The sequence below is a fragment of the Noviherbaspirillum album genome, assembly GCF_035916955.1.
Classification (GTDB): Bacteria; Pseudomonadota; Gammaproteobacteria; order Burkholderiales; family Burkholderiaceae_D; genus Noviherbaspirillum; species Noviherbaspirillum album.
Window position 1 is genome coordinate 47,255 of the sequence record NZ_JAWIIV010000019.1, and the last position, 26,716, is coordinate 73,970.

At 62.4% G+C, this 26,716-nt stretch carries 19 protein-coding genes; 6 read left to right on the forward strand and 13 right to left on the reverse strand.

Annotated features, from left to right (window positions below):
• Positions 1 to 102 precede the first annotated feature (102 nt).
• The 11 genes from mlaE to RY831_RS20390 all read right to left on the reverse strand — a co-directional run bounded on the left by mlaE (position 103) and on the right by RY831_RS20390 (position 16,387).
• Complete coding sequence (mlaE, locus tag RY831_RS20340) at positions 103 to 882, reverse strand: lipid asymmetry maintenance ABC transporter permease subunit MlaE (RefSeq protein WP_326508208.1); 780 nt, start codon at positions 880 to 882, stop codon at positions 103 to 105.
• Positions 879 to 1,682, reverse strand: coding sequence for an ABC transporter ATP-binding protein (locus RY831_RS20345; protein WP_326508209.1), 804 nt, complete (start codon positions 1,680 to 1,682; stop codon positions 879 to 881). Before RY831_RS20345 ends, mlaE begins: the two co-directional genes overlap by 4 nt.
• 142 nt (positions 1,683 to 1,824) lie before the next feature.
• Complete coding sequence (locus tag RY831_RS20350) at positions 1,825 to 3,288, reverse strand: glutamate synthase subunit beta (RefSeq protein ID WP_326508210.1); 1,464 nt, start codon at positions 3,286 to 3,288, stop codon at positions 1,825 to 1,827.
• 161 nt (positions 3,289 to 3,449) lie between these two features.
• Entirely contained in the window at positions 3,450 to 8,129 is a 4,680-nt protein-coding gene (locus RY831_RS20355; RefSeq protein ID WP_326508211.1) for a glutamate synthase-related protein, read from the reverse strand.
• Between the two features lie 196 nt (positions 8,130 to 8,325).
• The gene (locus RY831_RS20360) at positions 8,326 to 9,033 is read right to left on the reverse strand and encodes a transposase (protein WP_326508212.1); all 708 of its coding nucleotides are present in this window, start codon (positions 9,031 to 9,033) and stop codon (positions 8,326 to 8,328) included.
• A 58-nt stretch (positions 9,034 to 9,091) separates the two neighbouring features.
• Positions 9,092 to 9,919: a metallophosphoesterase family protein gene (locus tag RY831_RS20365; RefSeq protein WP_326508213.1), complete on the reverse strand. Its 828-nt coding sequence runs from the start codon at positions 9,917 to 9,919 to the stop codon at positions 9,092 to 9,094.
• Positions 9,916 to 10,866 carry a diacylglycerol/lipid kinase family protein gene (locus RY831_RS20370; protein ID WP_326508214.1) on the reverse strand — a complete coding sequence of 317 codons (951 nt, stop codon included), beginning with the start codon at positions 10,864 to 10,866 and terminating at the stop codon, positions 9,916 to 9,918. Before RY831_RS20370 ends, RY831_RS20365 begins: the two co-directional genes overlap by 4 nt.
• 156 nt (positions 10,867 to 11,022) lie before the next feature.
• Entirely contained in the window at positions 11,023 to 12,561 is a 1,539-nt protein-coding gene (locus tag RY831_RS20375) for an HDOD domain-containing protein (protein WP_326508215.1), read from the reverse strand.
• 13 nt (positions 12,562 to 12,574) lie between these two features.
• Positions 12,575 to 14,332, reverse strand: a complete 1,758-nt coding sequence (locus tag RY831_RS20380) for a putative bifunctional diguanylate cyclase/phosphodiesterase (RefSeq protein WP_326508216.1) — start codon at positions 14,330 to 14,332, stop codon at positions 12,575 to 12,577.
• Between the two features lie 237 nt (positions 14,333 to 14,569).
• A complete protein-coding gene (gene ssb, locus RY831_RS20385) occupies positions 14,570 to 15,085 on the reverse strand; it encodes a single-stranded DNA-binding protein (RefSeq protein ID WP_326508217.1) in 516 nt (171 codons plus the stop codon).
• 99 nt (positions 15,086 to 15,184) lie between these two features.
• Positions 15,185 to 16,387 (reverse strand): MFS transporter, encoded by a 1,203-nt coding sequence (locus RY831_RS20390; RefSeq protein ID WP_326508271.1) that lies wholly within the window; start codon positions 16,385 to 16,387, stop codon positions 15,185 to 15,187.
• A 356-nt stretch (positions 16,388 to 16,743) separates the two neighbouring features.
• On the opposite strand from RY831_RS20390, the gene uvrA reads away from it, so the two are divergent.
• Both uvrA and RY831_RS20400 read left to right on the forward strand, forming a co-directional pair.
• Entirely contained in the window at positions 16,744 to 19,596 is a 2,853-nt protein-coding gene (uvrA, locus tag RY831_RS20395; protein WP_326508218.1) for an excinuclease ABC subunit UvrA, read from the forward strand.
• A complete protein-coding gene (locus RY831_RS20400; RefSeq protein ID WP_326508219.1) occupies positions 19,593 to 19,874 on the forward strand; it encodes an acylphosphatase in 282 nt (93 codons plus the stop codon). The genes uvrA and RY831_RS20400 overlap by 4 nt, the downstream gene beginning before the upstream one ends.
• Positions 19,875 to 20,630: 756 nt before the next feature.
• Here the strand turns inward: RY831_RS20400 and RY831_RS20405 are convergent.
• Positions 20,631 to 21,548 carry an AEC family transporter gene (locus RY831_RS20405; RefSeq protein WP_326508272.1) on the reverse strand — a complete coding sequence of 306 codons (918 nt, stop codon included), beginning with the start codon at positions 21,546 to 21,548 and terminating at the stop codon, positions 20,631 to 20,633.
• A 138-nt stretch (positions 21,549 to 21,686) separates the two neighbouring features.
• Positions 21,687 to 23,672 (reverse strand): monovalent cation:proton antiporter family protein, encoded by a 1,986-nt coding sequence (locus RY831_RS20410; RefSeq protein ID WP_326508220.1) that lies wholly within the window; start codon positions 23,670 to 23,672, stop codon positions 21,687 to 21,689.
• A 305-nt stretch (positions 23,673 to 23,977) separates the two neighbouring features.
• Between RY831_RS20410 and RY831_RS20415 the strand changes: the two genes are divergently transcribed.
• The 4 genes from RY831_RS20415 to lptA are packed head-to-tail and all read left to right on the forward strand — an operon-like array spanning position 23,978 to position 26,715.
• A complete protein-coding gene (locus RY831_RS20415; protein ID WP_326508221.1) occupies positions 23,978 to 25,006 on the forward strand; it encodes a KpsF/GutQ family sugar-phosphate isomerase in 1,029 nt (342 codons plus the stop codon).
• Positions 25,006 to 25,533: a KdsC family phosphatase gene (locus RY831_RS20420; RefSeq protein ID WP_326508222.1), complete on the forward strand. Its 528-nt coding sequence runs from the start codon at positions 25,006 to 25,008 to the stop codon at positions 25,531 to 25,533. Before RY831_RS20415 ends, RY831_RS20420 begins: the two co-directional genes overlap by 1 nt.
• On the forward strand, positions 25,530 to 26,129 hold the full coding sequence (gene lptC / locus RY831_RS20425; protein WP_326508223.1) for an LPS export ABC transporter periplasmic protein LptC: 600 nt from the start codon (positions 25,530 to 25,532) through the stop codon (positions 26,127 to 26,129). Before RY831_RS20420 ends, lptC begins: the two co-directional genes overlap by 4 nt.
• 37 nt (positions 26,130 to 26,166) lie before the next feature.
• Entirely contained in the window at positions 26,167 to 26,715 is a 549-nt protein-coding gene (gene lptA / locus RY831_RS20430) for a lipopolysaccharide transport periplasmic protein LptA (RefSeq protein WP_326508224.1), read from the forward strand.
• The last annotated feature ends 1 nt before the right edge of the window (position 26,716 follow it).

Here is a 26,716-nt window from a genome sequence, read left to right on the forward strand (position 1 = left end):
TGTATGGTTTCGCGTCAATAAAAATGTTCTTTGTCTTCTCGCCGACTTCCCCAGTTGGCGAAGTTGACGTCGTTGCCTGCCGCGGTTTCGGAAATCCGATATTCAATCGAACATGAGGGCGGTGAGCAGGAAGTCCAGCCACAGCACGGTCAGGGACGCGATGACCACGGTGCGCGTCGTCGCACGCGCCACCCCTTCCGGCGTCGGTTTGGCTTCATAGCCCTGGAACAATGCAACAAACGTTACCGCAAAACCGAACACCACGCTTTTGATCACGCCATTGGCGATGTCTTTCCAGATATCGACGCCAGCCTGCATCTGCGACCAGAACGCGCCTTCATCGACGCCGATCATCTGTACGCCGACAATATAGCCGCCCAGAATGCCGACGGCGCTGAAGATCGCCGCCAGGATCGGCATCGCAATGACCCCTGCCCAGAAGCGCGGCGCGACCACGCGCTCCATCGGATTCACCGCCATCATTTCCATCGCCGACAATTGCTCGCCGGCTTTCATCAACCCGATTTCGGCGGTCAGCGAAGTGCCGGCGCGTCCGGCGAACAGCAGGGCCGTCACTACCGGCCCCAGTTCGCGCGTCAGCGACAGCGCCACCAGCAAGCCCAGCGCCTGTTCCGAACCGTAGCGGTTCAGGGTGTAATACCCCTGCAGCCCGAGCACGAAACCGACGAACAGGCCGGATACCGCGATGATCACCAGCGAGTAATTGCCGATGAAATGAATCTGGTCCGTGATCAGCCTCGGGCGCCGCCACAAGCCCGCCGATGCCAGCAGCACGGAAAAGAAGGAGCGCGTCGCGAAGCCGACATTGGAAATCGATTCCCGTACCCAGCGGCCGACAGCCGATACCGCATTGACTATCATCGGCGGTCTCCCAATTGCAGATCTTCCGCCAGCGAGCGGCCAGGGTAATGGAAAGGCACCGGGCCATCCGCCTGGGCATGCACGAACTGCCTTACATATGGGTCGTCCGAAGAGCGCATCTGTTCCGGCGTGCCGTGCGCGACGATTTTTCCCTGCGACAGGAAGTAGACGTGGTCTGCGATGTTGAAGGTTTCATGCACGTCGTGCGATACCACGATCGAAGTCGAGCCCAGCGCATCGTTGAGGCGGCGGACCAGGTTGGCGGTCACGCCCATCGAGATCGGATCGAGCCCGGCGAAGGGTTCGTCGTACATGATCAGCTGCGGATCGAGCGCAACTGCCCGCGCCAGCGCCACCCGGCGCGCCATGCCGCCGGAAATCTCGGAAGGCTTGAGCTGCGCCGCGTTGCGCAGGCCGACCGCATGCAGCTTCATCAGGACCAGGTCGCGGATCATGTCTTCCGGCAGGCGGGTATGCTCGCGCAGCGGGAAGGCGACATTTTCGAAGACCGACAGATCGGTGAACAGCGCGCCGTGCTGGAACAGCATGCCCATCTTGCGGCGCTGCTGATAGAGCGCCTTGCTGTTGCGCGGGTCGATGGCCTCGCCGGCGACGGCAACCGTGCCGCGCTGCTGGGAAATCTGCCCGCCGATCAGGCGCAGGATCGTGGTTTTGCCCGAGCCGGAGCCGCCCATGACGGCGACCACCTTCCCCCGGGGGAAATCCATATGCAGTCCGGAGAGGATAGTTCGCGGTCCATAGGCAAAATGCAGATCGCGGATTTCGACAAGATTAGGCACAGCGGAATTTTTTTACGCAAAGGTGCGATTGTAGTGCAGAAATGGCAATCGCACTTTTGGCTTAACCCAAGCACGGCTGAAAAACCAACAAAAAAGCCTGCCAAATCGTGCGATCTGGCAGGCTTCTTGCAATAAAAACAGCTTATCGCGGCAGGACCGACGAGCCCATCAAGTATTCGTCGACGGCGCGCGCGCACTGGCGGCCTTCGCGGATCGCCCAGACCACCAGCGACTGGCCGCGGCGCATGTCGCCCGCGGCGAAGACCTTGTCGACCGAAGTCTTGTAGCAGTTGTCGCCGTCGGTCGTGGCCTTGGCATTGCCGCGGCTGTCCTTGTCGACGCCAAAGGCATCCAGCACCTGCTGCACCGGCGAGACGAAGCCCATGGCCAGCAGCACCAGGTCGGCTTTGAGCTCGAACTCGGAATTCGGCACTTCCTGCATCTTGCCGTCCTTCCATTCGACGCGGGCAGCGATCAGCTTCTCGACCTTGCCGTTCTTGCCTTCCAGACGCTTGGTGGCCACCGCCCAGTCGCGCTCGCAACCTTCTTCGTGCGACGAGGAGGTGCGCAGCTTGGTCGGCCAGTACGGCCAGACCAGCGGCTTGTTTTCCTCTTCGGGAGGCTGGGGCAGCAATTCGAACTGCACCACCGAAGCGGCGCCGTGGCGGTTGGAGGTGCCGACGCAGTCGGAACCGGTATCGCCGCCGCCGATCACGACCACATGCTTGCCGGTCGCCATGATCTGGTCCTTGACCTTGTCGCCCGCATTGACCTTGTTCTGCAGCGGCAGGAATTCCATCGCGAAGTGGACGCCCTTGAGCTCGCGGCCGGGAACCGGCAGGTCGCGCGGGTTTTCCGCGCCGCCAGTGATCACGACCGCATCGAAATCCTTCTTCAGCTGGTCGGGGGAAATGGTTTCCTTGGCCCAGTTGTAGACATTGGAAGGAAAGTCCTTGCCGACGAAGACGCCGGTGCGGAAAGTCACGCCTTCGGCCTTCATCTGCTCGACGCGACGGTCGATGTGCGACTTTTCCATTTTGAAGTCGGGGATGCCATAGCGCAGCAGGCCGCCGATGCGGTCGTTCTTTTCGAACAGGGTCACGTCATGGCCGGCGCGCGCCAGCTGCTGGGCGGCTGCCATGCCGGCGGGACCGCCGCCGACAACCGCGACCTTCTTGCCGGTCTTGGTGCTCGGGATCTGCGGCACGACCCAGCCGTTTTCCCAGCCCTTGTCGATGATGAAATGCTCAATCGACTTGATGCCAACCGGATCATTGTTGATGCCGAGCGTGCAGGCGGCCTCGCAGGGCGCCGGGCAGATGCGGCCGGTGAATTCCGGGAAGTTGTTGGTGGAGTGCAGGTTGTCCAGCGCTTCCTTGTAATTGCCGTGGTAAACCAGGTCATTCCAGTCGGGAATGATGTTGTTGACCGGACAGCCGTTGTTGCAGAACGGGATGCCGCAATCCATGCAGCGCGCGCCCTGTACCTTGGCTTCGGCGTCGCTCAGATGAACGACGAATTCCTTGTAATGCTTCTTGCGTGCGACGGGGGCTTCGCTTGCTTCCTGCAAGCGCTGGAATTCCAGAAAACCGGTGACTTTTCCCATGATGTTCCTTGAGTGTTTTTTCTTGTCTCCCTGGCGCTCCCGCGATTGGCGGGGCGCTTCGGGCCGGGAAGCGTCTGCCGTCATTCAGAGTTGAGACGACAGACATTCCTCTACCTAACCTCCTCCGCCAGGGAGAAGGGACAAAACAGCAAATATGTTGATTACGCTGCGACCTTTTCCTTCGCCTGGGCGGCGGCATGCATTTCGCCCAACGCCCGCTTGTAGTCGGTCGGGAAGACCTTGACGAACTTGTTGCGAGCATTGGCCCAGTCATCGAGCAGGTTGCGCGCGCGCGTGCTGCCGGTGTACTTGAAGTGGCGTTCGATCAGGCCCTTCAGGATCGCCTCGTCGGCCTGCTTTTCGCCGCCGCGGGTGGCGGCATGCCAGACCGACTTGTCGATCTTGGCTTCCTGGTCGGCGGCGGACAGCACCGGATCCAGTGCGACCATCGACATGTTGCACTTCTTGGCGAACTCGCCGTCCGGGTCATAGACGTAGGCCACGCCGCCCGACATGCCGGCAGCGAAGTTGCGGCCGGTTGCGCCCAGCACGACCACGGTGCCGCCGGTCATGTATTCGCAGCCATGGTCGCCGGTGCCTTCGACGACGGTGACGGCGCCGGAGTTGCGCACCGCGAAACGCTCGCCGGCCACGCCGTTGAAGAAAGCTTCGCCGGCGATGGCGCCGTACAGCACGGTGTTGCCGACGATGATGTTGTCGACAGCCCAGCCGCGGAACTCGGTGTTCGGACGCACGATGATGCGGCCGCCCGACAAGCCCTTGCCGACATAGTCGTTGCCTTCGCCGACCAGGTCGAGCGTGATGCCGTGCGCCAGGAATGCCCCCGCGGACTGGCCGGCGGTGCCTTGCAGCTGGATATGGATGGTGTCGTCCGGCAGGCCTTCGTGGCCGTAGCGCTTGGCGACCTCGCCCGACAGCATGGTGCCGACGGTGCGGTTGCGGTTGCGGACCGGCGAAATGAAGGACACTTTCTCGCCCTTTTCCAATGCTGCCTTCGCCTGCGCGATCAGTTTATGGTCGAGCGCGTTCTCGAGACCGTGATCCTGCTCCTCGACCTGGTAGCGCGGCTCGGAGGCCGGTACTTCGGGCTGGTAGAAGATCCGGCTGAAGTCCAGGCCCTTGGCCTTCCAGTGGGCGACGGCCTTCGACTTGTCGAGCAGGTCGGCGCGGCCGATCAGCTCATTGAAGCTGCGCACGCCCAGCTGCGCCATGATCTGGCGGGCTTCCTCGGCGACGAAGAAGAAGTAGTTGACCACGTGTTCCGGCTTGCCCTGGAACTTGGCGCGCAGCACCGGATCCTGGGTCGCAACGCCGACCGGGCAGGTATTGAGGTGGCACTTGCGCATCATGATGCAGCCTTCGACGACCAGCGGCGCGGTGGCGAAGCCGAATTCGTCGGCGCCGAGCAGCGCGCCGATGACGACGTCGCGGCCGGTCTTGATCTGGCCGTCGGTCTGCACGCGGATGCGGCTGCGCAGGCGGTTGAGCACCAGGGTCTGCTGGGTTTCGGCCAGGCCGAGCTCCCACGGCGAACCGGCATGCTTGACCGAGGACAGCGGCGACGCGCCGGTGCCGCCGTCATGGCCGGCGATCACGACATGGTCGGCCTTGGCCTTGGCGACGCCGGCGGCAATCGTGCCGACGCCGACTTCGGACACCAGCTTGACCGAGATCGATGCCTTCGGATTGGCGTTCTTCAGGTCATGGATCAGCTGCGCCAGGTCTTCGATCGAGTAGATGTCATGGTGCGGCGGCGGCGAGATCAGGCCGACGCCCGGCACCGAGAAGCGCAGCTTGGCGATGTACTCGGAGACCTTGTGGCCCGGCAGCTGGCCGCCTTCGCCCGGCTTCGCGCCCTGCGCCATCTTGATCTGGATCTGATCGGCGGATGTCAGGTATTCGGTGGTGACGCCGAAACGGCCCGATGCCACCTGCTTGATCTTGGAACGCAGCGAATCGCCGGCCATCAGCGGCAGGTCGACTTCGACGCGGTCCTTGCCGATCACGGAAGCGAGCGTCTCGCCCTTCTTGATCGGGATGCCCTTCAATTCCATGCGATAGCGGTTCTCGTCCTCGCCGCCTTCGCCGGTGTTGGACTTACCGCCGATACGGTTCATCGCGATGGCCAGCGTGGCGTGCGCTTCGGTCGAGATCGAGCCTAGCGACATCGCGCCGGTGGCGAAACGCTTGACGATTTCCTTCGCCGGTTCGACTTCATCCAGCGGGATGGCTTTCGACGGATCGATCTTGAATTCGAACAGGCCGCGCAAGGTCATGTGGCGCTTGGACTGATCGTTGATGATCTGCGCGTATTCCTTGTAGGTGTTGAAATTGTTCGAGCGGGTCGAGTGCTGCAGCTTGGCGATCGCGTCCGGCGTCCACATGTGGTCTTCGCCGCGCACGCGGAATGCATATTCGCCGCCGGCGTCGAGCGCGTTGGCCAGCACCGGGTCATTCGAGAATGCCAGCTTGTGCAGGCGCAGCGCTTCCTCGGCCACTTCGAACACGCCGATGCCTTCGACGTTGGACGCGGTGCCCTTGAAGTACTTGTCGACCAGCGCCTTGTTGAGGCCGATGGCTTCGAAGATCTGCGCGCCGCAGTAGGACATGTAGGTCGAGATGCCCATCTTGGACATGACCTTCATCAGGCCCTTGCCGACCGCCTTCTGGAAGTTGTAGATCGCTTTTTCAGGCGACAGCGCACCCGGCAGGCCCTGGGCCATTTCGCACAGGGTATCCATCGCCAGGTATGGGTGGATGGCTTCCGCGCCGTAGCCGGCGAGCAGCGCGAAATGGTGGGTTTCGCGGGCGGAACCGGTTTCCACGACCAGGCCGGTCGAGGTGCGCAGGCCCTTGCTGACCAGGTGCAGGTGGATCGCCGATGTCGCCAGCAGCGCCGGGATCGCAACCTGTTCCGAGTCGAACTTGCGGTCCGAGATGATCAGGATGTTGTGGCCCGACTTGACGGCATCGACGGCTTTCGCGCACAGCGATGCCAGGCGCGCTTCGATGCCTTCCTTGCCCCAGGCGACCGGGTAGCAGATGTTGAGCTCATGCGACTTGAACTTGCCGCCGGTGTGCCGGCTGATGTTGCGCAGCTTGGCGATGTCCGAATAGTCGAGGATGGGCTGCGACACTTCCAGCCGCATCGGCGGGTTGATGTTGTTGGTGTCGAGCAGGTTCGGGCGCGGGCCGATGAAGGACACCAGCGACATGACCATCGCTTCGCGGATCGGATCGATCGGCGGGTTGGTGACCTGTGCGAACAGCTGCTTGAAGTAGTTGTAGAGCGTCTTGTTCTTGTTGGACATGACGGCCAGCGGCGAGTCGTTGCCCATCGAACCGACGGCTTCCTCGCCGGCGGATGCCATCGGCGCCATCAGGAACTTCAGGTCTTCCTGGGTGTAGCCGAACACCTGCTGGCGGTCCAGCAGCGGAATTTCAGCCTTGATCTCGGCCGGCTCGGCGTCGAGTTCGTCGAGCTTGATGCGCACCGAATCGATCCACTGCTTGTACGGCTTGGCGTTGGCGTAGGTGTCCTTCAGTTCCTTGTCGTCGATGATGCGGCCGGCGTCGAGGTCAATCAGGAACATCTTGCCTGGCTGCAGGCGCCATTTCTTGATGATCTTCGATTCCGGGATCGGCAGCACTCCGGATTCGGACGCCATGACGACGAAGTCGTCATCGGTCTGGATATAGCGGGCAGGACGCAGGCCGTTGCGGTCGAGCGTGCCGCCGATATGGCGGCCGTCGGTGAAGGCCATTGCGGCCGGGCCGTCCCACGGCTCCATCATCGCGGCATGGTATTCATAGAAGGCGCGGCGGTTGTCGTCCATCAATGTGTGGTTTTCCCAGGCTTCCGGGATCATCATCATCATTGCCTGGGCCAGCGGATAGCCTGCCATCAGCAGCAGTTCGAGCGCGTTGTCGAAGCAGGCGGTGTCGGACTGGCCTTCGTAGATCAGCGGGAACAGCTTCTTCAGGTCGTCGCCCAGCACCGCGGACTTCATCACGCCTTCGCGCGCGCGCATCCAGTTGAAGTTGCCCTTGACGGTGTTGATCTCGCCGTTGTGGGCGATCAGGCGGTAGGGGTGGGCCAGCGGCCACTCGGGGAAGGTGTTGGTCGAGAAACGCTGGTGAACCAGGGCCAGCGCGGACACGCAGCGCGCATCCTGCAGGTCCTTGTAGTAGACACCGACCTGGTCGGCCAGCAGCAGGCCCTTGTATACAACGGTGCGCGCCGACATCGAAGGCACGAAGAATTCCTTGCCGTGGATCAGGTTGAGCGCCTGGATCGCGTGGCCGGACGATTTGCGGATGACGTACAGCTTGCGCTCGAGGGCATCGGTCACCATGATGTCGGCGCCGCGGCCGATGAAGATCTGGCGGATCACCGGTTCCTTGGCGCGCACGGTGGGCGACATCGGCATATCGAAATCGACCGGCACATCGCGCCAGCCGAGGACGACCTGGCCTTCGGCGGTGACGGCGCGCTCGATTTCCTGTTCACAAGCGATGCGGGAAGCATTTTCCTTGGGCAGGAAGACCATGCCGACGCCATATTCGCCGGGAGGGGGCAGCGCAACGCCCTGCTTCGCCATTTCTTCGCGGTAATACTGGTCGGGAATCTGGATCAGAATGCCCGCGCCATCGCCCATCAGCGGATCGGCGCCGACGGCGCCCCTGTGGTCAAGATTTTTCAGGATGAGCAGACCCTGCTCGACGATGGAATGGCTTTTCTTGCCCTTGATATGAGCGATGAAACCGACGCCGCAGGCATCATGTTCATTGGACGGATCGTATAGACCTTGCGCTTGCATAAAGAATTCTCCGCGACTTTTGGGTATTGAAGCAGAAGGATAGTGCAGCGCAATAGATAGATCAAATGAAATAAAATGGGGTCGGAGTCAAATTAACCATTTCACTGGATTTGCACCAAAATAAATAGGGACAGAGTGAAAACGGCCGGTTTTTGGGCGCTAAGTCATTGTCTTGATGACAGTTTTTGAGTGATGTCTAGGCCGGTTCGGTCTCGGCCTTGGGTTTGGCCGGCCTTCCCCTGCGGGCTGGACTGACCCTGCGGCTTGCCTGCTTGGCAAGCATGTTCAGGAATTTTTCCGAGCCCAGCGGCCAGCCCTTGGCGATTGCCGTTTCCAGCGCAAGCCACTGGCTTTCGCTCAAGCCTTGATCGATCAGGTTGCGGTAAGCGGCTTCGCGGTCGAACGGCGTGTTGCCCAACGCCCAGAAAAGCGGATGGTCATGGATAAGAGGATCCGAGCGCATCCCCAAGTGATGGGCATGGCTGGACCAGGGGTAATCGACCGGACTGCCCACGAGGCCAAGCCTGACCGGGCTCAGCTCGATGTACTGGCTGCAGGTCAGGAAATAGTTTTCCGAATCGATGACGGTTGCCTTGTAACGGCCCTGCCAGAGCGTACCGGCGCGCTGGTATTTCGCATTGAAATAAGGGACATAGTGCCTGCCCACCCATTGCATCATGCGCGCCAGGCCGGTGCTGTCGGATGGCGAAGCCAGCAGCTGCAGCTGCGACGGCAGCAGCGCATAGGCATGCACCGCCACCTTGAAGTGCCGCGCCGCTTCGCGCAGCCAGCCGAGGAATTGCGTGTGATCCGCGGCGTCGCGGAAAACCGGCTGGCCGTCGATGCCGTTCTGCAGGATGTGATGCGGCTGATTAGGGACAACGAGACGCGGAAGTCGTGCCATGGTGATCGGTCGTTGGGCCATGCGGATGCGGCCGGTGGGCGCATTTTATCGCACCAGGTCAGGACACTTCTTTCCAGCCGTCGCCGGCCCGCTGGAAGCGGTACGCCGGATTTGCCGAGAATTCCCGTTTTTCCTCATCGAAGCGGCACAGCGTGATGTCGACTTCGATGTCATCGCCGTGAGCCCGGGTTTCGATGAAATTGAAGGAGTTGGGGGCGCCCGGGCGGGTGCGGTGCGAGGTCGCCGTGCCTGCCCCGCTCAGGATGAAATGCCTCCCCAGGCCCGGAAAGCTGTCGCGGGTGGTTGCAATGTAGGGCACGTGGACATGGCCGCTCAGCACCAGATCGAAACCGTGCGTGGAAAACTGTCCGGCGGCGGCCTCCGCATCGATCAGACGCTCGTGCGCATCCTGCATCCAGGCCGTGTGCAAGGGCTGATGCACGCAGGCGATGCGAATGCCGGTGCTCGCCGCCTGCGGTGCCTCCTTCAGCATCCGGCTGAAGTGATCCGGCGACAGCTTGCCGCGGGTATGCCGCAGCGGACTGGTGCTGTTGAATCCGAAGACGGCGACGTCATTGCCGAACCAGGTACCGCTCTGGCGTCCGAGCGCAGCGCAATAATTGCGGTAGGGGAAGAATCCGCGGGCCAGCAGATCGTACAGTGGAATGTCATGATTTCCCGGAATGGCCAGCAGGGCCGGCACCGGCAGCGAGGCGAAGAACTGCCGGGCGGCTTCAAACTCGCCGCGCCGGGCACGCTGGGTAATGTCGCCGGATACGATGACCAGGTCCGGCCTGCGTGCGGCCACGGTCTCGCGCAGGGCATTGATGACCGCCGGCACTTCGGTGCCGAAGTGGGTATCGGACAAGTGGACGATCAGGGTCATGCGGCAGTCCTGGCGGGCACGATGACTTGCAGCGATTCCCGGGCGACGCGAAACGACAGCGGCGTGCGGCACTTGACGATTTCCCCGTCCACGACCACATCGACGGCCTTGCGGCGGCTTTCCACGTCGAAGCGGTCGGTGCAGAAGGTTTCCAGATTGGAGTCGCTGGCCAGATTGCGCATCGCCCCGCGCAGGATCAGCCGGCACATGTCCAGCCTGGTGGTCGGCCGCATCACGAATACGGCCATGCCGTCTTCCGGCGTCTGCTGCGCGAATTCCCTGTCGATGTGCGCCAGCTGCATCAGGTTATTGGTGACAAATACCATGGAGGTTTTCCGTACCAGCGACTCCTTTTTGACATGCAGGGCAATGGCAAAGGGCTTCTGGCCGCGCAGCAGTGAAACCAGCGCGGCGAGTACCGCCACGATGCGGAAACGGCCGAATTTCGATTTCACTTCTTCCCGATGCCGGATCAGCTTGCTGTATAGCCCAAAGCTTGCGTTGTTCAGGAAGATGCGGTCATTGATGTAGCCGACGGAAACACGTTCGATCCTGCCCTCAAGCAAGACACGGGCCGCTTCCGCCGCATCCGTGGGTATGGACAGGTCGCGCGCGAAATAGTTGAAGGTACCGGCCGGAATGATTCCCATCTTGACATCATGCTCGCAGCAAAGCGCCGCCACGGTATTGATTGTGCCGTCGCCCCCAGCCGCGACGACGATGCCGTCGTTGTCCTTCGCCTCCCGTACGGCTTGTCGCGCAGCGGCGAGGAATTCCTTCCCCGGCGTCATTGCAAGCACCCGGAACGACGCTCCGGCACCGGCGAGCGCATCCGCTACTTCCTTGCGGAAAGCCTCGGCGTTCGTGTCGCCTGCGTGCGCATTGAGAAGGACGGTAATGGCGGAATTCGGAGAAATGTGCGCTTGCGGAGATGTTGAGCCAGTCATGCCTGTACGCTTGCGCGGGCGGAGTGGTTGAAGTTGCAATAGCTTGGCGCGCATGCGTTCCTCCCGCATTGATTCTTCTCAGGAAGAAGATGCAGGCTCAAGCGAAGGTATTTGTGAAGGCGATGACAAGACCGATTCCGCCCGCCCACACCGTCATTACAGAATATTGCGGGTCCACGCCGGCTCGGCTGCACGGCGCCGCTCCAGCCCGCGCACGACCAGCGTGCGCAATTCGTTCAACGGCACCACTTCGGCCTGCTCAATCCTGGCCGGCGGCCTGTCCATGTCCCAATCGCCGTAAATGAAGCCGATCGGCTGCCGGTTCAGCGTGAGAGGCAGCACCGTGAAGCTGCGCACGGTCGGCAAGGCTTCGCGCCACCAGCGCGGCAGCTTGCTGGCGAACGCGGAATTCTGCGCGTTTTCGACGAAAATCATCTTGTCGTTGGCCAGGGCGGCATGGAATACATCCGGCTGGTAGGCATCGCCGAACACGAGCCGCGCAAGCAGGTCCTGCACGCCTTCGCCAAAATAGATTTGCGCCGCATAGCGGGACTTTTCCCGGTCGCGCAGAAAGGCAATGGTCCGACTGAAGGCCAGTCCCTGGTGCACAGTCTCCAGTGCCATGGTGAGCAGCTGCCCTGAAGTGGCCGCCGGCAGCGTGCCGCGCATGTCGGCCACGCCTCGCAAGAGCAGTGCGGCCGCATCGGCCGGTTTGCCGGCCTTCACCGGCTCGGGCTCGGGTTCGGAAACGGGTTCGGCCGCAGGCTGCGGATCCGTGCGGCGGCGCTGGCGCACGACGACGGCGTCTTCGGTGGCCGCCTTCCGCTGCGCGGCATCGAATGCCGACAGCATCTGGGAGGAATCGATGCCGAGCATGTCGGCATAGTCCGCGGCCAGGGCCGCGATCTGTGCGTCGATATCGGCATTGTCGTCGGTGGAAGCCAGCAGGCTGGAGCAGCGTGTCGAGACGGTCGACATCGCCACCAGCCAATCCTTGTGATCGAGCGGCTCATCCGGCTTCCTGGCCGGCATGTCGTGCATGGTTTCGACGACCGTGGCGGGCAGCCCCCAGTGGCGGGCAGCGCGCCGGCCGATTTCGTCCAGACCCAGGCCCAGGACCGCGCGAGCGCCGGTCTCTTCATCGGCGCCAGTGCGGGCGCAGTAGTCGAGGAGCAGCTGCCAGCGGTCGGCCAAGTAGAAGGTGGCCATCATGCGGCCGAGCGAATGCAGCATCGAGCACACCACCGCTTCTTCGGCGTCGCGCGAGCTGGCCGAGGACGCCAGCTGGCGCGCGATATGGCCGGCGAGCACCGACTTCTGCATTTCGGCGCGGGCATTGGCCGAGTTCGAGGAAGCGGCCGACAACCCATCCACCAGTTTCAGGCCCAGGGCCAGATGTCCGATCGCTTCGGTTCCCAGCACCATCACCGCCTTGGACACGGTATTGATGCCCTGCCCGAAGACGGAATACATGGCGCTGTTGGCAAGCCGCAGGACCTTCTGCGTCAGCGCCGGGTCCTGCAGGACCGTGCGCGTCATGTTGAATTCGCGGTCGTCATCGCCGCGCATGGCGCCGAGAATCGCGCTCACGACCTTGGAGAAACCGGGCAGGTCGCCGCGCTGGCGCACGCGCGACCACAGCAGTTCCATCGTTTTGTCGGCATTGACCGGCTCGTGTTGCATGGGTGCATTCATGGAGTCGGTCCCGCTATTGCATGGCCGCAGCCGGCATTGCGGCCGGCATTGCGGCCGGCTTCGGGCTAGCCTGACGAGAGGTCTGCTGCGACTTGAGCAGGGCGATGATGTCATCCGGCAGCAGAGGACGTCCGGTATGGTAGCCCTGGATCAGGCCGCAGCCATGGGCGGCGAGAAATTCGAGCTGCTCCTCGTTTTCCACGCCTTCGGCCACCGTGCTCAGGTTGAGATGGCTGGCCAGGCTCAGTACCACGTTGCAGATGGCGACATCCTTGACCGAGGTCGGCACGTCCTTGATGAATGCGCGGTCGATCTTGAGAGTGGCGATGGGGAAGCGCTTCAGATAGGCCAGCGACGAGTAGCCGGTGCCGAAGTCGTCGATCGCGATGCGAACGTTGCGCGCGGTCATCGCGTGCAGCAGCGCTTCCGCATGCTCGGGGTCGGACATCAGGATGCCTTCGGTGATTTCCAGCAGCAGCTGCTGGCCGTCCAGCCCGGACAAGGCCATCGCTTCGTCCATGATGTCGAGGAACTGATCGTTGCGGAACTGGCGCGGACTGACGTTGACCGAGACATACAGCGGCCGGCCGGCGATTTCCTCGAAACGCTTGATTTGCACGCAGGCGGACTTCAGCGCCCAGGCGCCGAGCAGGTTGATCAGGCCGTTGCTTTCGGCCATCGGGATGAACTGCGACGGCGATACCATGCCCTGCCCCGGCCTGGCCCAGCGCATCAGTGCCTCGAATCCCATGATCTGGCGGCTGCGGGCATCGACGATGGGCTGGTAATGCAGCAGGAATTCGCCGTCGCGCACCGCCTGGAACATTGCCGCCTCCATCGAGACGTCATGTTCCGGCTGGGTGAATTTTTCGTGGTTGTAGATGACGCAGCGCGCCTTGCCGGTTTCCTTGGCGCGGTACATCGCGGTATCGGCATGCGCGAGCAGCTTGACTTCGCTGTCGCCGTGTTCCGGGAACACCGCCACGCCGATCGAGGTGCCGACATACAGCGTATGCCCCTGGATTTCAAAGGGCAGCTGCATGGTGGAGATCATGCGGCGGGCAATGATCTGGATTTCCGCCTCGGAGATGGCGCCGGGCAGCACCGCCACGAACTCGTCGCCGCCGACGCGCGCCAGCGTATCAACGTCGCGCATGGTCTCGGCCAGGCGCGACGCGGCCACCCGCAGCAAGGCATCGCCGACCGGATGGCCGAGCGCGTCGTTGACTTTCTTGAATCCGTCCAGGTCCAGCGCCAGCACGGCAAACCCGCGCCCGGTGCGGCGCGACTGGGCGATGGCCATGCGGATGCGGTCGGACAGCAGCGAACGGTTGGGCAGGCCGGTCAAGGCGTCATGGGTGGCCATGTGGCGCAGCCGCTCCTCGGTGGCCTGCTGGCCGGAGATGTCGCGCCCCACCGCCAGCAGTTCCGGCTGGCCATCGGCGCCGGTGTAGGCAGTGACCTGCAATTCGACCCAGAGCGAGGCCGACAGGGTCTTGAGGCGCACATTGACCTTGCCCGGCTTGCCGGAACCGGTGACCTGGGAAATCACCATGCCGACCACAGGCCGGTCCGCCGGCATCACGAAATCTTCGAGCCGTTGCCCGGCCAGGCTTTCCCCCGGCGACATCAGTTCGCCGGCGCGCTGGCTCGCATGAAGAATCGTGCCCTTGGCATCGAGCCGGAACACCGCATCGCCAGCCGCCTCCATGAGGCTTTCAAGCTGTACCTGTGCGGCAAGTTCGGTCCGGTCGCGGCGCATGGAAAACATGGTTAAACGCTAGTCTTTATAAGAAGCTTTCAATCGACCTTGTCTTCGTCGATAAGGAATCAGCCTTGTTTAGGCCGCTTGTTGCAACATCTTAACAAATTGTAGGCGGGAAATTTCACGTGCCCATAAAAACTTGCAGTAAATATTGCAAAAACTGCGGCAAGTTGATGATTTACAAGAAAAAAGCCCCATTTCGGGGCTTTTGTGGCGAATGCGACAAATTGTTGAAACCGCAGTTTAGAACGGGATATCGTCATCCATGTCGCTGAAGTTGGGCGCCGGACGGCTGGCGCCGCGGGAGGCACCGCCTCCGCTTCCACCGCCGCCATTGCCTGCGTTCGAAGCCGGGCCGCTCTGGCGCGGCGCCGGAGCGCTGCTGCCGTAATCGTCGTCCATCGATGCGCCGCCGCCCATGCCCTGGCGGCTGCCCAGCATCTGCATGGTATCGGCGATGATTTCGGTGGTGTAGCGCTCGACGCCGTCCTTGTCGGTCCACTTGCGGGTCTGCAGGCGGCCCTCGACGTAGATCTGCGAACCCTTCTTGAGGTACTGGCCGGCGATCTCGGCCAGCTTGCGGTAGAAGGTGATCCGGTGCCACTCGGTCAATTCCTTCTTTTCGCCGCTGTTCTTGTCCTTCCAGCTTTCGGTGGTCGCGACCGCGATGTTGGTGACCGCATCGCCATTGGGCATGTAGCGCGTTTCCGGATCGCGCCCCAGGTTGCCGACGATGATGACCTTGTTGACCGATGCCATAAATTTCTCCTCAAGCTGACTGACTCAATAATGATCGTGATTGATCGACATGCAATGCACATGCAAAGCGATAGCGCCGGGTGTCCGCCTCAGGCAGCCTCAGGCACCCTCGCGGGACGAGACCGCTCTGCCGCGGCGCGGCAGGTTCCTCATGCTGGCGGCAATTATAAGCCAGACAACAGTGAGCACCGCACCCACGGCGAACACGGATGAGGCGCCGGCATTCTGCATCAGCCAGCCGCCGAGCGCCCCGCCGCAGAACAGTCCGAGCGCCTGCAGGGTGTTGTAGACGCCCAGCGCCGAGCCCTTGGCCGCCGGCGGTGCGATGCGCGACACCAGGGACGGCTGGCAAGCCTCAAGAATATTGAAAGACACGAAAAACGCCAACAACAATCCGACCAGCAGCGTCCAGTGGGCTCCGCCGTGCGACATGAACAGCCACAGTCCGACCTGCACCAGCAGCATCAGCGCGACCGCGCCGAGGAACACATGCTTCATCATGCCGCGCCGCTCGCCGGCGAAGACCGGCGGCAGCATCAGCGCGAAGGACAGCAGCACTACCGGCAGATAGACCTTCCAGTGCGCGGCCAGGGGCAGGCCCGTGTATTCCACCAGCGCCGCGGGTATCACCACGAACATCGCCATCTGGGTCAGGTGCAGGGCGAACACGCCGTAGTTCAGGCGCATCAGTTCCTTGTCGGCCAGGATCGCGGAAAACGGCACGCGCTCGACCACCGTCATGACCGGCGCTTCAGGCACCACGTACAGCACCACCAGGATGGCAAGGATGGACAGCACGCCGGTCAGCGCGAACAGGCCTCCCATGCCGATCAGGCTGTACATCACCGGCGAGGCAATCAGCGAGAACGCGAAGGTCAGCCCGATGGAACCGCCGACCATCGCCATGGCCTTGGTCCGGTGTTCCTCGCGCGTGGTGTCGGCGATGAAGGCGGTGACCGCGGCGGAAATGGCGCCGGCGCCCTGGATCGCGCGGCCGACGGTGACCCAGAACAGAGTGTCGGCCGCGGCGGCGATGAAAGAACCAATGGCGAAAAGGACAAGCCCGATAATTATTATGCGCTTGCGCCCGTATTTGTCGGAAGCGACCCCATATGGAATCTGTCCGAAGGATTGCGTCAATCCGTAGATGCCCATGGCAAGGCCGACCAGTGCGGCATTGTCACCGCCAGGCAGTGTTTTCGCATGCACGGCAAACACGGGAAGAATGAGGAACATGCCCAGCATGCGCAACGCGAAGATCGAGGCCAATGACAAGCTGGCACGAATTTCGGTCGGGGTCATGCGGGTGCTGATGTCGTCGGCGGGAGAGGTAGCTGACACGGTGCTCACGGCAGGAATCCAGAAGATACGACGGACTTTAAAACCCGCTATAGTAGCAGGTTGACCCGTATAAAGCCCGACAGGCCCAGGGTTGTTGAGGTTTAAACATCGCCCGGCACTAGCTGTGATCAGCCTGCCGCGCGATGGCTTTTTCATGCCCAGCCAACGCATGCAGGCGCAGGTGCGGAATTCCGCAGCGCCACTAGCACCACATCAAGCAAGCCGCTCCTGTCGGGTCGCAGTGCCTTGTTTGTCCGCCGTCTCACTATTGCAGTTCGACAAGTCGTCTGGAACAAGCCCTAACTGGAAAGCAGTTCATGGAAGAAATAAGAATCCGCGGTGCGCGTACGCACAATCTGAAAAACATCAATCTCGAACTCCCCCGCAACAAGCTCATCGTCATCACCGGCCTGTCCGGCTCCGGAAAATCATCGCTCGCTTTCGACACCCTGTATGCGGAGGGCCAGCGCCGCTACGTCGAATCGCTGTCGGCCTATGCGCGCCAGTTCCTGCAGTTGATGGAAAAGCCCGATGTCGACATGATCGAGGGCCTGTCGCCGGCGATTTCGATCGAGCAGAAGGCGACCTCGCACAACCCGCGCTCGACCGTCGGCACCGTCACCGAGATCCACGATTATCTGCGCCTGCTGTATGCGCGGGTCGGAACACCCTACTGCCCCCAGCATCCTGAGAATCCGCTGGCGGCGCAATCGGTGTCGCAGATGGTCGATGCCGTGCTGGCAATGCCGGAAGACACCAAGCTGATGATCCTCGCGCCGGTGGTGGCCAACCGCAAGGGCGAGCATGTGGATCTGTTCGAGCAGATGCAGGCCCACGGCTTCGTGCGCTTCCGCATCCAGAGCGGCACCCACGCCGCGAAGATTTATGAAGTCGACGATCTGCCGAAACTGAAAAAGACAGAGAAGCACACCATCGATGTCGTGATCGACCGCGTCAAGGTCAAGGCCGACATCAAGCAGCGCCTCGCCGAAAGCTTCGAGACCGCGCTGCGGCTGGCCGACGGACGCGCGCTTGCGCTCGAGATGGACGGCGGCAAGGAGCATCTGTATTCGAACAAATTCGCCTGCGTCACCTGCGGCTACTCGCTGCAGGAACTCGAGCCGCGCCTGTTCTCCTTCAACAATCCGATGGGCGCCTGCCCGGAGTGCGACGGCCTCGGCCATATCGAGTTCTTCGACCCGAAGCGCATCGTCGCTTTCCCCAACCTGTCGCTCGCCAGCGGCGCGGTCAAGGGATGGGACCGCCGCAACCAGTTCTATTTCCAGATGCTGTCGAGCCTGGCCGAGCATTTCGGCTTCGATGTCGACACGCCGTTCGAAAAGCTGGCGGCTTCGGCCCAGCAGGTGGTGCTCTACGGTTCCGGCCGGCAGACCGTGCCGTTCACCTATGTGAACGAACGCGGCCGCTCGGTGGTGCGCGAGCATACCTTCGAAGGCGTGGTCAACAACCTGCAGCGCCGCTACCGGGAAACCGATTCGATGGCGGTCAAGGAAGAACTCGCCAAGTTCATCAACCAGAAGGCTTGCCCGGCCTGCGAAGGCGCGCGCCTGCGCGTCGAGGCGCGCAATGTCAAGGTGGGCAACGGCAAGCAGGAGCGCGCGATCTACGAAGTGGCGGCCACACCGCTGCGCGAAACGCTGGAGTTTTTCGAAAAGCTGAAGCTGACCGGCTCCAAGAAGGAAATCGCCGATCGCATCATCAAGGAAATCGTCTCGCGCCTGAAATTCCTGAACAACGTCGGCCTCGATTACCTGTCGCTCGAGCGCAGCGCCGACACGCTGTCCGGCGGCGAGGCGCAGCGCATCCGCCTGGCCTCGCAGATCGGCTCCGGCCTGACCGGCGTGATGTATGTGCTGGACGAGCCGTCGATCGGCCTGCACCAGCGCGACAACGACCGCCTGATCGCGACGCTGCAGCACCTGCGCGACATCGGCAACAGCGTGCTGGTGGTCGAGCATGACGAAGACGCGATCCGCTGCGCCGACTATGTGGTCGACATGGGGATCGGCGCCGGCGTTCATGGCGGCGAGATTATCGCCCGCGGCCCGCTGTCCGACATCCTGAAAAGCAAGAAATCGCTCACCGCGAAATACCTCAACGGCACGCTGGCGATCCACGTGCCGAAAAAGCGCACGCCGTCCGATCCCGAGCGCCAGTTGGTCATCACCGGCGCCACCGGCAACAACCTGAAGAACGTGACGCTGGAACTGCCGGTCGGCCTGCTGACCTGCATCACCGGCGTCTCCGGCTCGGGCAAGTCGACGCTGATCAACGACACCCTGTATCACGCGGCGTCGCGCCACCTGTACGGCTCGCAGGCCGAACCGTCGCCTTACGAATCGATTTCCGGGCTGGAGCATTTCGACAAGGTGATCGCCGTCGACCAGGCGCCGATCGGCCGCACGCCGCGTTCCAATCCGGCCACCTACACCGGCCTCTTCACGCCGATCCGGGACCTGTTCTCCACCGTACCGACCTCCAAGGAGCGCGGCTACTCGGCCGGGCGCTTCTCGTTCAACGTCAAGGGCGGCCGCTGCGAATCCTGCCAGGGCGACGGCGTGCTCAAGGTCGAGATGCACTTCCTGCCGGACGTGTACGTGCCTTGCGACGTCTGCCATGGCAAGCGCTACAACCGCGAAACCCTGGAAGTGCAGTACAAAGGCAAGAGCATCCATGAAGTGCTGGAGATGACGGTCGAGGAAGCGCATGAATTCTTCAAGCCGGTGCCGGTGGTGGCGCGCAAGCTGCAGACCCTGCTCGACGTCGGCCTCGGCTACATCCGCCTCGGCCAGAGCGCGACCACGCTCTCTGGCGGCGAGGCCCAGCGCGTGAAGCTGTCGCTGGAACTGTCCAAGCGCGACACCGGTCGCACGCTCTATATTCTGGACGAGCCGACCACCGGCCTGCACTTCCACGACATCGACCTGCTGCTGAAGGTGATCCACCGCCTGCGCGACCAGGGCAATACCGTCGTGATCATCGAGCACAATCTCGACGTGATCAAGACAGCCGACTGGGTCGTCGACCTGGGGCCGGAGGGCGGCGCCGGCGGCGGGCAGATCATCGCCAGCGGCACGCCGGAAAACGTGGCGAAGACGCCTGCCAGCTTCACCGGCAAGTATCTGGCTCCGATGCTGAAGAAGAAATGACGGCGAGGCATCTGCGCATCAGCGGCCTGGTCCAGGGCGTCGGCTACCGGGCTTCGTTCGCCATGCAGGCGCGCGAGCTCGGGCTGTCGGGCTGGGTGCGCAACCGGGTCGACGGTTCGGTGGAGGCGGCCGTGCGCGGCGCGCCCGAGGCGGTCGAGCAGATGGTCGCGTGGTCGCGGCGCGGTCCGCCGGGTGCGCGGGTGAGCGATGTTGTGATTACGTCCATCGATGATGCCGCGCTGCCTGGCGACGGCTTCGAGGTGCTGGCGACGCAATAGTCTTGGAGAAGTATGGGTAGTGCAGGCTTCCGTGCCTGCACAAAGTGGTTGTTGTCTGGAGATGGTTGGGACGTTGGCTTCTCCGTGAAGACTTGCTTTGCCGGGACTGGCCCCGGCGGGCCACCTACTTCTTTGTGTCGACAAAGAAGTAGGCAAGAAAACGACCCCGCTGCCGTCGCCCCTTCGGGGTTCCCAAAAGAGCGCAGCACCAGGCGGGAAGCGCGGAAACTCGCCTTCGGCTCAGACAGTCCGCGCTTCTTATCCGCCTGGCACTTCACTCTTTTGGCGTCGTCAGAAGGGGGATTCACAGCCTCTTTGATTCGACTTGGTCGGGCTTATCGTCCGTAAGACCCTTGCTGTCTCAGCATGCAGGCATTGCAGCACCTATCGCCAAAACGATTCGAAACCAGACTGGCCAACTCAATACGAAGAGGCTGTGAATTTTCCCCTTCTGACGACGCCAAAAGTATCTGAGGCAAAGTGGACAAGAGGCGCAGATGTCCGAGCCGAAGGCGAGTTTCTGCGCCTCCCGCTTTGCCTCAGATACTTTTGGGAACCCTGAAGGGCGGCGGCAGCGGGGTCGCACCTCGGCGGCCCCCTTTCTTTGCTTACTTTCTTTGGCGAAGCAAAGAAAGTAAGTGGCCCGCCGGGGCCAGTCCCGGCAAAGCAAGCTTCCACAGAGAGCACAACGTTCAAGCATTCTCCGAGCAAAAGTCCTTTGTGCAGGTGCGGAGGCCGGCACTATCCTTACCAACCTCAGCCCGAAGCAGCCGGCAACCCCATCCACAACCCCACCGGCACAAAAGCCAGCGCAGCCACATTCCCCAGCAACACGATCGAAGCCACCTTGTCAGGCTCCTGCTTGTACTGCTCCGCCACCATGAAGCAGAACACGGCAGGCGGCAATGCCGCGAACAAATACATCTGGCCGCGCTGCATGTCGTTCATCGACAGCACCTGGTCCAGCAGCCATGCGACGATCAATCCGCTCACCGGGCACACGATGGCCCCGACCAGACCGATATGCCAGCTCTTGAAATTGATATCGAGCATGCGCACGCCGAGCGCGAACAGCATGATGGGAATGCAGGCATCGCCCAGCATCTTCAGGGCGGTCATCAGCGGCGCCGGCAGGGAAATGCGAAAGATCGCGAACAGCATGCCGACGGCCATGGCAAGCATCATCGGACTGAGCAGGAATTTCCAGAACGGCGTGCGCTGGTTGCGGCCGCTTTCGATGATCTTGATGCCGACCGAGAAATAGATCAGGTTACAGGCCATGAACAGGGCCACGGCGGCGGCCAGTCCGGCATTGCCGAATGCCAGCGCGGCAAGCGGCAGGCCCATGTTGCCGCAGTTGTTGTACATCATCGGCGGCACGAAGGTGCGCGCGTCGTAACCGAGCAGGCGTGCCACCGGCCATGCGATCAAGCCGGACCCCAGCGAGATGATGACGCCGGCAAGTATCAGCAGTCCGCTGCGCGCCAGGTCGAAATCCTTTGCCGCCAGCGCGCTGAAGATCAGCAGCGGACAGAGCACATCCATGCTGACGCGGTTCACCGACAGCATGTCCGCCCGGACACGTTCGCCGCGCAGGCGGGCATAGCCGTAGCCGACCGCGATGATGATGAAGACCGGCAGTATGATGCCGAGAATGCGCTCTAGCACTTGCACTTGCATGAAAAACCTTCGATGACGCGAATACCCCAGGCATTGTAGCCAGATATGCGTACCGGTGTTTTTCAGGGGAAATTCGATGGAGGCCGGCAGATCGCATCGCATGCGCGACTGCCGGCGAACAGCGATGAAGGGCTATTTCAGCAAGTGGTCTTCCGCCCTGGCGACGCCATCGGTGGTGCCTCGCAGGACCACGATATCGCCGGCCTGCAGCACGGTGTCCGGCGTGATCTCGATGCGGCTTTTTCCGCGCCGCACGATGGTGACTTCCGCGCCAAGCTCGGCAAGCCTGAGCGCGGCCAGCGACTTGCCGACCGCCCTGGCGCCTTCACCAAGATTGACGGAATGCAGCCGCACATGCAAATGCTCGGCATCGTCGGGCGCATCGCTGGCGCCATGGAAGTAGCCGCGCAGCGACGCATAGCGCTCGTCGCGCGCGGCCTGCACCCGGTGGACCACGCGACGCAATGGAATGCCCAGCATCACCAGAGCATGCGATGCCAGCATCAGGCTGCCTTCGATCGCTTCGGGCACGACTTCGGCCGCGCCCGCTTCGCGCAGTTTGTCGAGATCGCTGTCGTCATGGCTGCGGACGATGACCGGCAGGGCCGGCGCCAGGTCGTGCGCGAAATGCAGGACCTTCAACGCCGACGGCGTGCTGGCGTAGGTGATCACCAGTGCGGCGGCGCGATGGATGCCGGCGGCGACCAGGCTTTCCCGGCGCGCCGCGTCGCCATAGGACACGTTCGCGCCAGCCGCCTGGGCTTCGCGCACGCGGTCCGGGTCAAGGTCGAGCGCATGGTAGGCGATGCCTTCCTCTTCCAGCAGCTTGGCCAGGCTCTGGCCGCTGCGGCCGAAGCCGGCGATCACCACATGCTTCTGGACCGTCATCGTGCGGCTGGCGATCTGGGTCAGCGCCAGCGACTGCATCATCCACTCGTTGGCGGACAGTTTCATGACGATTGCATCCGACTTGTCGATGATGAAAGGCGCGACCAGCATCGACAGCACCATGGAAGCCAGGATCAGCTGAATGATGAGCGGGTCCATCAGCTGCAGCCCGCCGGCCTGGTTGAGCAGCACGAAACCGAACTCGCCCGCCTGCGCCAGTCCCAGGCCGGTGCGCAGCGCGACGCCGGTGGAGACGCCGGTGAGCTTGGCCAGCGCCGCGATCAGGGCAAATTTCAGCAGCACCGGTCCGGTCAGCAGCAGCAGCACCAGCCACCAGTTTTCCAGGACCAGCCGCACATTGAGCAGCATGCCGATGGAAATGAAGAACAGGCCCAGCAGCACGTCTCGGAAGGGCTTGATGTCCTCCTCCACCTGGTGCTTGTATTCGGTCTCGGATATCAGCATGCCGGCGACGAAAGAGCCCAGCGCCAGCGACAGTCCCGCCTTTTCGGTGATCCATGCCGAGCCCAGCGTAATCAGCAGCAGGTTGAGCATGAACAGTTCCTGCGAGCGCCGCTTGACCACGATGCGGAACCAGCCGCGCATGAGCTGCTGGCCGATGACCAGCAGCAGCACCAGCACGATGCCCGCCTTCATTGCCGCCAGCAGCAGGGTCGACATCAGGTCGTCGGTATTGCTGGCCAGCGCGGGCACCAGGATCAGCAGCGGCACCACCGCGAGATCCTGGAACAGCAGGATGCCGAAAATCTGGCGGCCATGCTCGCTTTCCAGTTCGAGCCGCTCGGTGAGCATCTTGGATACGATCGCCGTCGACGACATGGCCAGCGCGCCGCCCAGCGCGAAGGCGGCGCGCCAGCTGATATCGATGACCTGCGGCAGCAGGCGGGCCATGACCCAGCCGAACAGCATGGTCGCGGCGATGGTCAGCAACACCTGGGCCATGCCCAGGCCGAACACGGTACGCCGCATCGCCGACAGCTTGGGCAGCGAAAATTCGAGGCCGATGGAAAACATCAGGAACACCACGCCGAATTCGGCCAGCGTATGCGTCGTGGCGTTTTCGCTGGCCAGGCCGAGGCCGTGCGGGCCGATGACGATACCGACCAGCAAATAACCCAGCATGGGCGGCAGGTGGAGCATGCGGAAGGCGACTACGCCGAGCACCGCGGTGCTGAGCAGAATCAGGGTGAGTTCAAGAGCCGAATGCATTCTTTTTTATCGTTTTTGAAACAAGGTGGTCGGCTACAAGCCGGCAAGAGTTCGCATCGATGCCGAAGCGGCGGCATTGCAATGTCCTGCAAGCTCCTGCAGCTGTCTGGGCGGACTTGCGAAGCCCGGCGGAATCAGGCAAGGCAAACCGGGACAAAGCAGGACAACGCATGTTGCCGATCGTTCAGCGCATGCAAGCCGAAAAAGTTTTGCCCTGCAGGGAGCCGGCTTGAGCCCGCTCAAAACAAAAATTATTGTTTGAACTGGCAGATTTTTTGCTTTGCTAATTCGTTTATACTTCCGGCATGAGTGTAACCGATGCAAAAACCCTGCCGAAAGCTTTTGATGCAGAGACCGCCCGAAGGGCGCTTGCACTGGGCTGCGATACGCTGCAGATCGAAGCCGATGCCTTGCTGGTGTTGAAAGAACGGTTTTCCCGCCCGGGTGATGACAGCTTCATCAACGCGGTCGGCCTGCTGTTGAACTGCTCCGGACGCGTCGTCGTCTCGGGCATCGGCAAGTCGGGCCATATCGCCCGCAAGATCGCGGCCACCCTCGCCTCCACCGGCACGCCGGCGCTCTTCGTCCATGCGGCCGAAGCGCTGCACGGCGATCTCGGCATGATCACGGACAACGATGCGGTCATCGCCATTTCCTATTCCGGCGAGGCGGCCGAGTTCATTTCCATCATCCCCATCATCAAGCGCATGGGCGCCAAGCTGATCGCCATTACCGGCAATCCGCAGTCGCGCCTGGCGCAGCTGGCCGACGTTCATCTCAACGCGCATGTCGACAAGGAAGCCTGCCCCCTCAACCTGGCGCCGACCGCCAGCACGACGGCGACGCTGGCCCTGGGTGATGCGCTTGCGGTGGCGCTGCTCGATGCGCGCGGCTTCCGCGAAGAGGATTTCGCCCGCTCCCATCCCGGCGGCGCGCTGGGACGGCGCCTGCTGACCCACGTACGTGATGTGATGCGCAGCGGCGAGGCGGTGCCCGCGGTGAAGGCCGATGTGCCGCTGCCCACGGCGCTGCTGGAAATCACGAAGAAAGGCATGGCCATGACGGCGATCGTCGACGATCGTCATCATGTGATCGGCATTTTCACCGACGGCGACCTGCGCCGCCTGATCGAGGCAGCCCAGGACCTGAGCAAGCTGAAAATGGCCGATGTCATGCATGCCAATCCGCGCACCATCAATCCCGACCAGCTCGCGGTGGAAGCGGTGGAACTGATGGAACAGCATCGCATCAATCAGTTGCTCGTCGCCAATGCCGACGGCATGCTGGTCGGCGCGCTGCATATCCATGACCTGACACGGGCCAAGGTGATCTGATGGATGAACAAGCCGCATCCCGGGCCGCGAAGGTCCGGCTGATGATTTTCGATGTCGACGGCATCCTGACCGACGGCAGCCTGCACTACGGCGCCGATGGCGAAATGATCAAGACCTTCAATGTGCTCGACGGCCATGGCATCAAGCTGCTGCAGGCCTCGGGCGTGGCGACCGCCATCATCAGCGCGCGCAAGTCGGCGCTGGTGGCGCGCCGCGCCGGCGACCTCGGCATCGAACACCTGTTCCAGGGCGTGCACGACAAGCGCACCGCGTTCGAGCAGTTGCTGACGCAGACCGGCATTGCGGCCGACGCCTGCGGCTTCGTCGGCGATGACGTGATCGACCTGCCGATCCTGCTGCGCGTGGGCTTCGCCGCCAGCGTGCCCAACGGCCATGCGGAAGTGCGGTCCCGCGTGCATTACGTGACGCAGGCGCAAGGCGGGCGGGGAGCCGCGCGGGAACTGTGCGATTTCATCCTGCAGGCGCAGGGCAACTATGCGGCGGCCATTGCGCCGTATCTGGCATGAAACGCTCGCCGGGCGGTTTTCGTTTCCGCATGGTGGCGATCATTGCGCCGCTGATTGCGCTCGCCCTCGGCAGCTTCTGGCTGTTCGAAGTCATGCGCCGGGCGGGCGAGGAGGCGATGCCCGCCGCCGAACGCAAGGAACCGGATTTTTACGTGGAAAACTTCAGCTACGTGAAGATAGGCAAGACAGGCAAGGCGCAGTTTCACTTCTCCGGGGCCAAGATGACGCACAATCCGCAGGACGATTCCTACGATATCGCGCTTCCCGTCATCAACAGCGTCGGCAAGGAAAACGGCCGCGGTCCGATGGTGGTTCGCGCCGACCGCGCCACCGTCAACAGCGACAACAGCCAGATCCACATGTACGACAATGTGAGGCTGGACCGCCCCGCCACCGCCGATGCCCAAGCCATGCAGGTGCGTTCCGAATACATGCTGGTGTTGCCGGACGACGATATCGTCAAGACCGACAAGCCGGTGAAAATCGCCGTCGGGCAATCCGTGCTCACCGGCACCGGCATGCTTGCCAACAATGCGACGCGGGAGCTGCAATTGTCGAGCAATGTTCATGGCACGTATCAAGCTCCGCAACGCTGATTCGATATAACTTGATGCTACTGTTCCGAGATCTCCGATGAAACGATTTTTGTGGTTGCTGCTGATGCTGGGTATAACCGCCGCCGGCGGCGTGCACGCGGAGAAGGCGGATTCCGAGAAACCGACGAATGTCGAGGCCGACCAGATGGCCTACGACGACGTCAAGCAGATCAATACCTTTACCGGCAATGTCATCCTGACGCGGGGCACGCTGATCATGAAGGCATACAAACTGACCGTCACGCAGGATCCGGCCGGTTATCAGTATGCAACGCTGCTGGCGCCGCCGGGCGGCCTGGCGACATTCCGCCAGAAGCGCGACGGCGGGCCCGACCAGTGGATGGAAGGCCAGGCCGAGCGCATTGAATACAACGGCAAGACAGAAATCGTGAAGCTGTTTTCGCGGGCGAAGATGCGGCGCCTCGAAGGAACCAAGGTCATGGATGAAGTCGAAGGCGAATTCATTTCCTATGACAGCCGCGCGGAGTTTTTTACCGTCAACAATACGCCGAGCGGCGAGACGAAGCCGGGCGGCGGCCGCATTAAGGCGGTAATACAGCCGCGAACCGAAACAAAGGGCAAATAGC